This window comes from uncultured Paraglaciecola sp. (assembly GCF_913058035.1).
Taxonomy (GTDB): Bacteria; Pseudomonadota; Gammaproteobacteria; order Enterobacterales; family Alteromonadaceae; genus Paraglaciecola.
This window is the reverse complement of sequence record NZ_CAJXPA010000001.1, coordinates 25,479-37,980: the sequence shown is the minus strand read 5'-3', so window position 1 is coordinate 37,980 and position 12,502 is coordinate 25,479. Positions and strand designations below refer to the sequence as shown.

Annotated in this window: 12 protein-coding genes; 6 read left to right on the top strand and 6 right to left on the bottom strand. The window is 38.6% G+C overall.

The genetic code is table 11. From position 1 onward, the window contains the following. Positions 1–20 precede the first annotated feature (20 nt). The 3 genes from QZ562_RS00180 to QZ562_RS00170 all read left to right on the top strand — a co-directional run bounded on the left by QZ562_RS00180 (position 21) and on the right by QZ562_RS00170 (position 3,906). Complete coding sequence (locus QZ562_RS00180; protein ID WP_293755325.1) at positions 21–656, top strand: TetR/AcrR family transcriptional regulator; 636 nt, start codon at positions 21–23, stop codon at positions 654–656. A gap of 212 nt (positions 657–868) precedes the next feature. Further along, positions 869–3,475 (top strand): reprolysin-like metallopeptidase, encoded by a 2,607-nt coding sequence (locus QZ562_RS00175; protein ID WP_293755323.1) that lies wholly within the window; start codon positions 869–871, stop codon positions 3,473–3,475. Then, positions 3,472–3,906: a hypothetical protein gene (locus QZ562_RS00170; protein WP_293755321.1), complete on the top strand. Its 435-nt coding sequence runs from the start codon at positions 3,472–3,474 to the stop codon at positions 3,904–3,906. The genes QZ562_RS00175 and QZ562_RS00170 overlap by 4 nt, the downstream gene beginning before the upstream one ends. An 80-nt stretch (positions 3,907–3,986) precedes the next feature. On the opposite strand, the gene QZ562_RS00165 is transcribed toward QZ562_RS00170, so the two are convergent. Next, positions 3,987–4,310: a hypothetical protein gene (locus QZ562_RS00165; RefSeq protein ID WP_293755319.1), complete on the bottom strand. Its 324-nt coding sequence runs from the start codon at positions 4,308–4,310 to the stop codon at positions 3,987–3,989. A gap of 420 nt (positions 4,311–4,730) precedes the next feature. Between QZ562_RS00165 and QZ562_RS00160 the strand changes: the two genes are divergently transcribed. Further along, on the top strand, positions 4,731–5,786 hold the full coding sequence (locus QZ562_RS00160; protein ID WP_293755317.1) for an agmatine deiminase family protein: 1,056 nt from the start codon (positions 4,731–4,733) through the stop codon (positions 5,784–5,786). Next, on the top strand, positions 5,779–6,672 hold the full coding sequence (locus tag QZ562_RS00155; RefSeq protein ID WP_293755315.1) for a carbon-nitrogen hydrolase: 894 nt from the start codon (positions 5,779–5,781) through the stop codon (positions 6,670–6,672). Before QZ562_RS00160 ends, QZ562_RS00155 begins: the two co-directional genes overlap by 8 nt. 201 nt (positions 6,673–6,873) lie before the next feature. On the opposite strand, the gene QZ562_RS00150 is transcribed toward QZ562_RS00155, so the two are convergent. Beyond that, a complete protein-coding gene (locus QZ562_RS00150) occupies positions 6,874–7,482 on the bottom strand; it encodes a glutathione S-transferase family protein (RefSeq protein ID WP_293755313.1) in 609 nt (202 codons plus the stop codon). 283 nt (positions 7,483–7,765) lie between these two features. On the opposite strand from QZ562_RS00150, the gene QZ562_RS00145 reads away from it, so the two are divergent. After that, complete coding sequence (locus QZ562_RS00145; protein ID WP_293755311.1) at positions 7,766–8,128, top strand: DUF2237 domain-containing protein; 363 nt, start codon at positions 7,766–7,768, stop codon at positions 8,126–8,128. Between the two features lie 10 nt (positions 8,129–8,138). On the opposite strand, the gene QZ562_RS00140 is transcribed toward QZ562_RS00145, so the two are convergent. The 4 genes from QZ562_RS00140 to QZ562_RS00125 all read right to left on the bottom strand — a co-directional run bounded on the left by QZ562_RS00140 (position 8,139) and on the right by QZ562_RS00125 (position 12,309). Then, a complete protein-coding gene (locus QZ562_RS00140; RefSeq protein WP_293755309.1) occupies positions 8,139–8,555 on the bottom strand; it encodes a DUF4112 domain-containing protein in 417 nt (138 codons plus the stop codon). Between the two features lie 37 nt (positions 8,556–8,592). Further along, on the bottom strand, positions 8,593–9,873 hold the full coding sequence (locus QZ562_RS00135) for a DUF819 family protein (protein ID WP_293755307.1): 1,281 nt from the start codon (positions 9,871–9,873) through the stop codon (positions 8,593–8,595). Positions 9,874–10,069: 196 nt separating this feature from the next. Further along, entirely contained in the window at positions 10,070–11,152 is a 1,083-nt protein-coding gene (gene hemH / locus QZ562_RS00130; RefSeq protein WP_293755305.1) for a ferrochelatase, read from the bottom strand. Positions 11,153–11,493: 341 nt separating this feature from the next. Then, positions 11,494–12,309, bottom strand: coding sequence for an ion transporter (locus QZ562_RS00125; RefSeq protein WP_293755303.1), 816 nt, complete (start codon positions 12,307–12,309; stop codon positions 11,494–11,496). Positions 12,310–12,502: the final 193 nt, after the last annotated feature.

Here is a 12,502-nt window from a genome sequence, read left to right as displayed (position 1 = left end):
AGATCACCAGAGGTTTATCGTTGCTAAATAAAGAGACCAGTAAGGCTGGGAGGCCCAAAAGTGCAGAAAAGCGTCAGCAAGTATTAAATTCTGCAGGTAAGCTATTTTTGATGAGTGGCTTCAATGGCTGTTCTATGGACATGGTAGCTAAGCAATCAGGCGTATCTAAACAAACCGTTTATTCGCACTTTAGCAATAAAGAGGCATTATTTTCAGCTGTAATTGAGGATAAGTGTGCCGAATATCAACTAGATAATAGACACCTCGAGAGCGAAGATTATGCTTTAACTCAGGTTCTGCAAGAAAGAGGATTGCAGATAGTTAAGTTACTGCATGACGACCAAGTGATTGCCATTTATCGGGTGATAATAGGTGAAGTAAACAGCAATCCCAGAGTTGCCGAATTGTTTTACCAAGCAGGTCCAAAACATAGCCTCGAGTATTTCAGCAAGTGTTTTTTAAAATTTACTACACAGCCTATTACTGAAGAGTTTGCACATAAATGTGCGACGACTTTCCTTAGTCTGCTGCAGAGTGAGTTTCATATCAAAAGTATTTTAGGGTTAGACTTTGCGTTGTCTGATAAGGATCAAGTAGCTCATGTAGAATTTGCCATTCAACTGATTGTGAGGCTACTTGATTCTAGTGAAAGCTGAGGCTGTTTATGCATAGTCGAGACATGAACATACTTTATAAATTTTAATCAGTCACAGATGAACATACATAGAGTCTAATGTTCCTGCAGAATCGTTTACTTACCCGTCTGTGAGTTCAGTTACTCAGTTTCATTCATTTTCTATTTAATTGAAACATTTCATCAATTTAATTGGTCCTTGAGGTACATATGCAAAGTTTAGTGGTTCTATTTATGCGTCTAATTACTCGTCAATTGATACTTTTATTTACTCTCAGCTTTATCAATTTTTCAATTCAAGCTGAAACACTATGGCAAGAACAAGTTACCCAAGCAAAGTCAAAACAAGTAAAACCGCTGCGCGCAATAGCTGACAACGCAAAATACATGTACATAAATGAAGATCTATTAAACGAAACGTTTTCTAATTTACACTCGTCCACTACGATCACGTTACCTTTGCCTAATGGTTTAAACATATCAATCATACTCAACCCTTCGCCTATTTTGAGCACTGACTTAGCCGAACAATACCCACAATTTATGACCTATCAAGCACAACAAGTTGACCAACCCAAAAACATTGGGCGATTCAGTATTTCTCACCTAGGCTTGTTTGGTTTGTTTCGGTATAAAAATCAATGGATGTTATTATCACCTCGCTACCAAGAAAAAACACAGGATTATGTGAGCTATTGGTACAAAGATGCGCCTAAAGAGTATAAAAAAGGAACACTTCCCGCTGATTTTTTACTGGCAGAAACCCAACTAGAGGAGCTTAAATTAGCTCAAAAACTAGTGAGTAGTGGGGACACATTGCGCACCTATAAGCTGGCTATCAGCACAACTGGGGAGTATACCCAGAAATTAGGTGGCACGGCTGAAAATGTGATTGCAGAATTAATGAATTTAGTTAACCGCATCAATCAGATTCTATTAGTAGATTTAGGCATACAATTTGAACTCATTGATAACCAAGACATCATTTTCTTTGATGCCATTAACGACCCTTTCACTAATTCTGATGCCGCTACTGATATTGAGTTAAATCAGGATATTGTCGACCAAGTTATTGGCAGTCAAAACTACGACATAGGTCACTTACTGGGGACTAACCCTGGAGGGTTAGCCTATGTTGGTGAAGTCTGTGACAGTGAATTCAAAGCTCAAGCCTACACAGGTTTAAATAATCCGCAAGGTGAACGATTTTTTATTGATTTAGTCGCCCATGAACTAGGGCATCAGTTAGGTGCAACACATAGTTTTAACGCAACTAACTCTAAAAGTTGTGCTGAAGGACAACGCGACAATAATTCAGCTTATGAACCCGGAAGTGGCTCAACTATTATGTCTTATGCAGGCATCTGTGAATCGCAGAATCTGCAAAATGAAAGTGACCCTTATTTTCATGCCATATCCATTGAAAATATTCGTGACTATCTTGATAGTTTTTCACAGCAAAACTGCGGTGTTGAGACAGACATCAACAATGCTATTCCAGAAATACAACTTGCAAAAATTGCTTATACAGTTCCTGCTAACACACCTTTTGTTTTAAATGGTAGTGCCAATGATGCTGATGACGATTCATTAATATTTACTTGGGAACAGTTTGATAACGGTGGGATTTTAGGCGCAACAATGAACCTTGATGAACTCAGTAGTGATAACGGCAATAACCCATTGTTTCGTTCTTACAGGCCAACAGACAAAGCACAGCGTTACTTTCCGAAGTTGAAAGACGTTCTCGCAGGACAAACGAGCCTTGGAGAAACTTATGCCACTACTGACAGGAATATGCGTTTTAGACTGACGGCTAGAGACAACAAAGGCGGGGTAAGCCAACAAGACGTAGTTATTACTGTGACTACTGCCAACCAATCATTCAATATTGACTCTCCCTCCCAGTGGCAAGCATTATCGGAACAAACAGTGACTTGGGACACAGGCGACACACTAGGCCCACCTATCAATTGTTCTAACGTCGATATCTTACTGATTACTGATACAGATAACCCTTTAGAAACCTCAGTACTTTTAGACACATCCAATGATGGGCAACAAAACATCCGCGTACCCAATATAATCAGTCCTAAAGCACGACTCGTATTAAAATGTAGCGATAATGTTTTTTATGCACTTAGTGCTCAAGCATTCTCTATTATTGGTATTGAGCCTGTTGCACCCCTGATAGATAGTCAGAACACCATTAGTCTTAGTGAAGACTCAGAGAGACAAATCGATTTTGCTGATTTAAACGTCTCCGATGCAGATTCTGCTTATCCACAAGATTTCACTCTGACCATACAAAACGGCGACAATTTCATTATTAATCAACAGACTCTGATACCAAATGCGAACTTCAACGGAATACTTAGCGTATCGGTTGTTGTTAATGATGGTAATCTTGACAGCGACTTGTTTGTACTTCAGGTGCAAGTTACAGCAGTCAATGATGCACCGGTTGCGAACAACGACAGTATTTCTATTCAACAAAATAGTGCTTCTGTAATGATTGATGTATTAAGCAATGACAATGATGTGGATGTGGATGTGTTAAACATCGACTCATTTAGCTACAGTGGACGAGGTCAAGTATCAATATCAAATCAACAATTGACGTATACACCAGAAGTGGGATTTTCTGGAACAGACACCATAGTGTATGCAGCAACGGATGGCACATTAATGGATGAAGCAGTACTGAGTATTCAAGTGAATTCGGTAACACCAGTTTCAACAGAGTCTGGTGGAGGAAGTGTGCTATTCCTAAGTTTTTTGTCTTTTGTTTGTTTATTTATAAGAATGTTTAGCTCACCTGCTATGCGAAAGCCATTATGAATAATTGGTTATACTTTTTAATGTTTGCCATTGCGATAGGATTTTTAACACAGGGTTGCAGCCAAACCAATGACTCATTTTTATCTAAAACAACTGAATCAGTTCAAGATGACCGAAGCCAACACATCACTCATAATCGAAGTGGTGATCTCAAATGGCTGCATTATGCAGACCCTAAAGTGGATGCAAGTTTGGCGATTCAAAAGCAAGACTTTGCTTTGTTAGCCTTTGCTGGCAGAGCAACCTCTATTCCGGGCATTAATAATGAATCATCCTCACTAAGAAAACACTGTGGTTACCAACTGATTGCGGGAAGTGGTGATGTCTTAAAGTCAAAAAATGATTTAAAATTACGTAAACAATTATACCAATACGCAGCAACCTATAATCAATTAGTAGCAGCGGCCTGCCAAAAAATTAACGTCCACTAGTTCGAGTAAGAGTGAAGATAGGACCAGTCCATAACTCGCAATGCAAGTTATGGACTGATATTTTAGTCTGTAAATAAAGGTTACTTTTCATTAGAAAGATATTTATATACTTGTGATGATTTGCGTTGCTCTGAAAATGACATCAAATCAACACCATTACATTCCATTCCATTGGAAGAAATCAATTTTTTTAGCACGCCTTGAGAACTGCTTGCTAAAAGACCTACTTTGTCACGTACACTTCTTTTAAGCATGTTGACATCATCTTTGACAACGGCTTCACAAAACTTTTTATAAGACAAGTCGCCAGCGTATTTCACATTGTTCTGTGAGCCAAGTTTGGCATTGGCATTAAATGTAAAAATTGACATTGATATCACAGATAGTGCGATTAGTTTTTTCATCAGTTTTTCTCCAGTGAGTTCGTGTTTTGGGTAATCCCCAACTACATTTATGACTGATCGACGAATAAAATTCTGTGATTTTATTGTATACAACTAGTAAAAGTTATGTAAAACAATGGGTTAAAAATTTGTAACAGCTGTATACAATTGAAAAACATAGCTTTTTCAATCACTCTTATATCTAAAATGTCAAAAAATGATATTAATCAATCTAAAAAATAGCAAAATAAAAACCTGAAGTTCCTACGTAAATTAGTGATGTTAAACTTTGTTAACGATTTTAAGTTGAATAAATGGCAAAACATGACCCAAAAGAGTTGAACAAGAGTCAAAAACAACAAAACAAGACGATAGCAATGTTAGTAACCCAAGCTTGTGTTAGGTATTATAAGACTTGGCTATCCTAAACGAATGACACACATGTCTGACAACTATCAACTGATACCCGAATGGGCTCAACAAGAAGCCGTTATACTGGTATGGCCAGATAAATACACCGATTGGGAGCCTTGGTTGGACGCTGTACAAAATGTGTATCTACAAATTATTGACTCCCTCAACCATGCTAATACCGGTGTTGTGTTGTTAGTCCGTAATGAAGAAATTAAAAATAGCTTAAGCAGCTTGAGTATTTCTAGCCAAGTATTGATTGTGGATGCACAGTTTAATGATACTTGGATAAGAGACTACGGCTTTTTGAGCTGTATTGATGGGTCAGGAATGCAGGCTATTGAGTTTGTATTCAATGGTTGGGGAAAAAAGTTTGATGCCACTATAGATAATCAAGTCAATCAAAATGTACTGAGTCAGCTTTGTCAGCAACCGATCAAATCGATTGATCTAGTCGTTGAAGGTGGCGCATTGGAAATTGACCAATACGGTACGTTATTATCTACCGAACTATGCCTGACAAACCCCAAACGTAACGGTGATAAATCTATCGCATCTTACCAGTTAGATTTTGAACGATTTTTGGGCACTAAACAAAGTGTCGTTTTAAGGAACGGTCATTTAGATGGTGATGATACAGATGGACATATTGATACTTTGGTGCGTTTTACCCCAGATAACGGTCTAGTTATTCAATCGGCTTTTAATTGCCCGGACGATAGTCATTTTGAAGGGCTATCGGCTTTAGTCAAAGAATGTCAATATAATTTCCCCAGACACAAAATTTTTGAGTTGCCACTGCCGTATGTTGCTAATTTAAAGGGGGTCAGGCTTCCCGCGTCCTATGCAAATTTTTTGATTTCTAACCAACATATTTTATGCCCTATATATCTACAAACAGAGGATAAATTGGCTTTACAAGTTATACAAAACGCCTACCCCAGTTTTACTATTGTGCCAATAAATTGCCTACCCTTGGTTCAACAATTTGGAAGTTTGCATTGTATAAGCATGCAAATACCTTGTGGCATACTTAAACCAGAAATCTTGCAATCAATCGCTAACGGAGTCAGCGTATATGAATAGTCACAGTTTAAAGGTCGGGGTGGTTCAACAAGCCGTTGTTGATAATGATAAAAATGTGAACTGGGCCCGTAGTGCCGAACAAGTGAGTGCTTTAGCTGATCAAGGCTGTGAACTTGTGATGTTGCAAGAATTGCACAGCACAATGTATTTTTGCCAACAAGAAAATACTGATTTTTTTGACTTAGCTGAACCCATACCCGGTGCTGCTACTGATTATTTTGCTGCGCTTGCGGCCAGACTCAACATCGTGCTCATTACCTCATTATTTGAAAAACGTGGCTCAGGTTTATACCACAATACTGCTGTAGTGTTTGATCGCCAACAAGGTTTAGTCGGCAAATATCGCAAAATGCATATTCCTGATGATCCTGGTTTTTACGAAAAATTTTACTTTACTCCAGGTGATCTTGGTTTTGAACCTATTCAAACCAGCGTAGGCAAACTAGGTGTATTGGTATGTTGGGACCAATGGTACCCAGAAGCAGCAAGATTAATGGCGATGGCTGGTGCCGACATGTTATTTTACCCTACTGCAATAGGCTGGGATAAAAACGATACTGCAGCAGAACAGGCTCGCCAACACGATGCCTGGCTAACTATCCAGCGCTCTCATGCTGTAGCTAATTCGTTACCCGTAGTGGTAGCGAACCGCACAGGTTTTGAAGCGTCTCCTGTTGCAGGCGATCCTGGTATTCAATTTTGGGGGCAAAGCTTTATTACTGGTCCACAGGGAGAAATGTTAGCCCAAGCCAGCAGCGATAAAGAAGAAAACTTAATAGTAGACATCGATCTAAACCGCACAGAAAAGATCAAACGCATCTGGCCATATTTTAGAGACCGTAGAATAGATGCTTATGATGACCTAACAAGAAGATGGCGTGATTAGAACCAATATTAAATCGAATAATACCGTTTATTCATCGAACGTTAATACTATTGAGAAGTGTCCGTTATAGTCAAACTGTGCTGCAGAACTGATCATTGGCGTCCTCACATGATTAGTCATGCTGAGTTATTTAATGTTGACATTGTACCAGCCACCGATACCGCTATCCTGACGATTAGACAACTTACCGCACCAGCAAATTTAGGCTTTTGCACTTGCACGACTGCTGACTGCGGCATACCATCTTCTAAGATTAGTTTGTTCCTCAGTAATCTTAATATTCACAACTCTGGCAAAATCGACTGCGCACATAGCAGTAATATCAGCTATGGTGAATCGGCCAGCAGCAATAAACTCAGACACAGCTAAACGTTTTTCTAGTTCGTGAAGAAAACCAGCAGCGTTTTTACCCGCGACTACACCGTATTCTTTAACGGGTGTCATACGGTCTTTAAAATAGCCTGTTGTATGTTGAAAACACATACCTACTTGACCAAAAAAATAGAGTTCAACCTGTCGGTGCCACATGTCTATGGTGGCTTTTTCTAGAGCATCTTTTCCCAATAAATTGATTTCTGGATACAACTCTTCAAAATATAAACAAATTGATGCACCTTCACTAATACAACTACCATCATCTAACTCTAAAATTGGTATTTTCCCCATTGGGTTTTTCTGGCGCATTTGTGGTGATATGTTTTCCCCTTTTTGTAAATCGACCTGCACATATTCCATTGGAATATTTTTTTCTGCTAAAAAAATGCGCACCCGTCTTGGTGAAGGTGCTGTTTTAGTATCGTATATTTTCATAGTAGTTCTTCTTAGATTTTGAGTTTTGCCAAAAGCAGCAACTGAATTTAAATAGTAATTTTATAAAGACAATAACGTTTTCAATTGTTTACACACGGGTATTTTTTTACGTTTTTAATTAACTTAAGAATCATTAAGTGCAGACTTCTTGGTAACAAAAACGTACATATCTCTTTAATTAATAATATAACGTAATCGTGTAGCTAACTTCATCAAGTCGGTTATTAAACCTCAAGAATGTTATAATTTTTACTCAATCAATTAAAATGTGTAATCAATCTCTATGCCAAACGAAAAAAATGTATTAGACCAACCATTAAAACTTTGCTGTGGAAACAGTGGGTTTACCCGTGAGGGTTTTTGTTACGTGCCTTCAAGCGACCATGGAAATCACAGTGTTTGTGCTATTATCACTCACGAGTTTTTAGAGTTTTCAAAGTCTAGAGGCAATGATTTATCAACTCCGATACCACAATATCAGTTTGCCGGATTAAAAGAAGGAGACAAATGGTGTTTGTGCGCTGCAAGATGGCAGGAAGCATTTAACGCCAACTGCGCACCGAAGGTAGTACTTGCGGCGACCAACCAGGCCTGTTTAGCCATTATCAAACTAGAAGATTTACAGTCTTGTTGCGTCGCTGAATAGATGAGCTTGTCTAGATACCTTGAGACTTTTCCCACTCTTGCAAAGCTTGCTGACTGTTAGCCTGAATTAGCTGGTGGTTCTGGCTAACCCACCACTTTTCCATAATGCGTACATTTTTCTGATTTGATTTATAAAATATGTCGACTAGATCACCTACAAATGGAATTAAGCCAAGCAAAAAATCGACACCAATATTTTTTAGCATAGCGATACGTAATGCTTTTGGAACCTTCATGCTTTTAGCCATAGCAACAATACTAATCGACACTGCCACCATAATAATGTCACCCACAATGGGAATCAAACCGACTAAAAAATCTAACCCTAAACGAATACCCAAAAATGGTATGCGTATCTTGGAATCGGTCAGGTTAGCCAATTTCTGCGCCTCTAAAAGAACTTTGGGCGCCTGAACTGTTTCGGTCATTTTTGCTCCTTGATGACTATATGCTGACTAAAAATCATTATGTCTGGTTAATCACTTGCAAAATTTGCCCACAGAACCAAGCCATATAAGTGCCAACTGTATAACCAAATACCGCTAACATTACCGCAACTGGTGCCAATGAAGGATGAAATGCAGAGGCAACTATAGGTGCCGAAGCTGCACCGCCCACGTTGGCTTGACTACCTACCGCCATATAAAATAAAGGAGCTTTGATGAGCTTGGCAACAGCTAACATAAGTGCAGCGTGAATTAACATCCAAATGGCTCCAATCACAAAGAATAGAGGCTGATCTGCAATCATGGTGATATCCATCTTCATACCGATAGTTGCAATCAATATATATAAAAAAGCAGAACCTATCTTTGATGCTCCTGCCCCTTCTAGCTGTCTAACCTTAGTGAAAGATAATCCTACTCCGACTGAACTAGCAAAAACAATCATCCAGAAAAATTTACTATGGAAACTAAATTTCTCTGTTCCAGGAAAGTTTTCAACAAAATATGGCACGATAGAATCTGCAAACATATGTGCAAAACCTGTAACGCCCAATCCGACCGCTACAATCAGCATAATATCGGTTAATGTGGGGACGCGAGAGTGTTCAGCCTGAAAACGCTTAACTTTTGCTTTCAGTTCATCAATTGCTGAGGTATCGGCACCCGTTCTAGCATCAATGGACTTAGCATTGGCCGCCATAATTAACAGCACAGCCATCCATAGATTTGCCACTATAATGTCAACCGTCACCATAGCTGAGAACATCTGATCGCCTGCTCCATAAATTTCTTTCATCGCCACTTGATTAGCACTGCCACCAATCCAGCTACCTGCTACGGTCGTCATGCCTCGCCAAACCGCATTGGGTCCGTCAACACCTAATAGCTCAGGGAAAAAGGAAGCCACCAACAACAGCGCAATTGGCCCGCCAATGACAATACCCACAGTGCCTGTAAAAAATAGGATGATAGCCTTGCTACCTAATTTAGCGATAGCTTTTAAGTCGACACTAATAGTTAATAATACTAAACAAGCAGGCAGCAGATAACGGGAGGCTACATAATAAAGCTGTGAGTTCTCGCCATCGATTAGGCCAAAGGTATTAAGTAATGAAGGTAAAAAATAGCAAAGTAAAACTGACGGCACAAACATATAAAACTTGCGCCAAAAAGAAGCTTGGCTGTTAGCAGTGTAAAACACTAAACCTAATAAAATCGCCAAGATACCCATAACGCTAGCATCGTTGGTAAAAAGTGGTGTGTGGACCAAGACTTGGTCAGTGATAATTTGTGTAGACATGGAAGTTCCTGTTCTGCATCCGCTTTATCAACCCATACTGGGTTTGCGCGGCTTTTCTGATTATTATCTCGTAAGCTGTGCTGTGTTATCTCTATAATTATGACAACATGAGAGGCATACAAATGTAAACGTCATGTTAACACAAATTGTGTAATTCGGTCTTGTTAGCTATGAAGACCGAATTAAGTCGCCTTTATTACTTCTCAGCGCCTATTGATACTGCCAGTTCACTTCGAAGTTGAGTATTTTCTGGGGTAGTTGTCCATCCCTGTAGATGGGACTCAAGTAGATTTGTTAATGCTTGAATGTGCGCTTCATCGGCATTGAGCGCTGCAATATATTCGTAACGTTCGCCTCCCGCTTCAATAAAATATTCACGATTTTCTTCGCCAATTTCTTCAATTGTTTCTAGACAATCAGCAGCAAATCCTGGGCAAACAATTTGCACAGACTTAACACCTTGCTTAGGAAATGCTTTAAGCGACTCATCAGTATAAGGTTTTAACCATTCCTCGCGACCAAAACGTGATTGAAAGCTAGTGAAATGCTCATCTGCCTTTATTCCTAGCGCCTGTGCAATAAGACGTGATGTTTTATGGCATTCACAATGATAAGGGTCACCGTTTAACAGATAACGCTTAGGAATACCGTGATAGCTAAAAATCAATTTTTCAGCTCGTCCATGCTCGTCCCAATGAGCTTTAATCTTATCGGCCACAGCATTTATATAATCTGGGTTGTCGTGATAATGCGTAACAAAACGTAATTCAGGTATCCAACGTCTTTTGCTAAAACTATGAGCAATCGCATCAAAAGTTGAACCAGTGGTGGATGCGCAATATTGTGGATACAACGGCAACACTAGTAATTTTCGAACGCCTTGCTGCAACATTTTATCGACTACGGAGTCTACAGAAGGTGATCCATATCGCATGGCAAAATCAACCACTACATCGTCGCCATGTTGATGCTGTAACTTAGCTCGCAGAGCATTGGCTTGGTCGTGTGTGTAGTACATTAGCGGTGAACCACGATCTGACCACACAGTCTCATAAGCCTTAGCTGAACGCTTTGGACGAATATTTAATATGACTAAGTTTAAAATCATCCACCATAACAATCTTGGTACTTCAACCACTCTTGGATCGGATAAAAATTCTTTTAAGTAACGTTTTAACTCAGCTTTTTTAGGCGCATCAGGTGTGCCCAAATTTGTGACTAACACGCCCACTTTGTCGTTTTGGCTATGGGTAAAAGTAGGACTGCCTTGGTATTTCATGAAGAACTCTTGATGATGTTTAATAGGGGTGAATGGATAATTTTTACATAAAAACTCGTATAAAAGCCTTTTATGAAAAACTATTTATGAAAAACTATTTATGAATCTATTTATGAAAAATCCGTTTATGAAAAAGTTAAAGTGTGCGAATTTTCTTTTACCAGACAACAAACTTAAATACGAAAAAATTGTTATTTTGGACTAGTTCTATTAAAAATCAATGTATTAGTCAATTGGACTCAAAGAGCTGACCAAACGCTATCTATAATATTCAATATTTTTGATGGCGTCTTAGCTTTTAACTATTATCTGATGCTTAGTAAAATTTATGGCTAATGATCCTAAGATACCTTGTTGTTATCCATAGACAATATCTGCAACTGCAATTTTGATATTTGTTCAGATATTTCCTTGAGACTTGGTTCCCCCTCTTCTTCTAGTGCTTCGACGCGCGCTTTAGCATTTTCTTGCTCCATAACATTCACGACTATACCAATCACCATATTTAAGAAGGCAAAAGCCGTGAAGAAAATAAAACTTAAATAAAATATCCAACTGAAGGGATAAACTTCCATTGTTTCGTACATCACGTCAGTCCAATCTTCAAAGGTCATAACTCTGAATAAGGTCAACAGTGAGATGATAATATTACCCCATAAATCTGGGTTAATTGTAGCAAACAATGTGCTCCCAACCGCCGCGTAAATATAGAAGATGATAAACATCAACAACATCACATAACCAAGCTGTGGCATCGCTTTGATTAATGACACTAATAAAATTCTGAGTTCAGGGATGATGGAAATCATTCTTAATACTCTAAATACTCTGACTAACCTTGCAACCAACGCCAGCTCTGTATCATCTGCAGGTATCAAACTAATTATCACAATTAAAGTATCAAAGATGTTCCAGAAGTCTTTGAAAAAATTTCGCTTACGATGCTCAGCCAGAAACCGTATAGTAATTTCAATTAGGAAAAAAGCGCTAATAAACCAATCAAAAAACTTAGCGATAGCATAAATAGTTGCTGACATTTCGTAGGTTTTCGCTCCCACTAGCAACGCTGAAAAAATGATTACGGAAACCACAAAAATTTCAAATAGTTTGTTTGAGCGGATTTGAATAAATTTGGCTTGTAGGGTCGAAGCTTTCATATAGGGAAGTGAGTCTCGGATAATAAAAATCATCAATAGATTATTGAATTAGGTTTAGCTGTCAATCAATTATCAACAGCCAGAACAAATTTTATTTAAACATCATATTCAAATGCGTATCAAAATGGATAAAAATACAGTGACAGAAATAAAAAAGGGCAGCAAAGCCACCCTAGCGGTTATATTGCTCTTG

Bases quoted from the DNA above. Each gene is read 5' to 3' on its own strand.
- QZ562_RS00165 (WP_293755319.1), bottom strand. From the start codon at position 4,310: ATGAAAAAACTAATCGCACTATCTGTGATATCAATGTCAATTTTTACA.
- QZ562_RS00170 (WP_293755321.1), top strand. From the start codon at position 3,472: ATGAATAATTGGTTATACTTTTTAATGTTTGCCATTGCGATAGGATTT.
- QZ562_RS00135 (WP_293755307.1), bottom strand. From the start codon at position 9,873: ATGTCTACACAAATTATCACTGACCAAGTCTTGGTCCACACACCACTT.
- QZ562_RS00160 (WP_293755317.1), top strand. From the start codon at position 4,731: ATGTCTGACAACTATCAACTGATACCCGAATGGGCTCAACAAGAAGCC.
- QZ562_RS00155 (WP_293755315.1), top strand. From the start codon at position 5,779: ATGAATAGTCACAGTTTAAAGGTCGGGGTGGTTCAACAAGCCGTTGTT.
- hemH (WP_293755305.1), bottom strand. From the start codon at position 11,152: ATGAAATACCAAGGCAGTCCTACTTTTACCCATAGCCAAAACGACAAA.
- QZ562_RS00175 (WP_293755323.1), top strand. From the start codon at position 869: ATGCGTCTAATTACTCGTCAATTGATACTTTTATTTACTCTCAGCTTT.
- QZ562_RS00140 (WP_293755309.1), bottom strand. From the start codon at position 8,555: ATGACCGAAACAGTTCAGGCGCCCAAAGTTCTTTTAGAGGCGCAGAAA.
- QZ562_RS00125 (WP_293755303.1), bottom strand. From the start codon at position 12,309: ATGAAAGCTTCGACCCTACAAGCCAAATTTATTCAAATCCGCTCAAAC.
- QZ562_RS00145 (WP_293755311.1), top strand. From the start codon at position 7,766: ATGCCAAACGAAAAAAATGTATTAGACCAACCATTAAAACTTTGCTGT.
- QZ562_RS00150 (WP_293755313.1), bottom strand. From the start codon at position 7,482: ATGAAAATATACGATACTAAAACAGCACCTTCACCAAGACGGGTGCGC.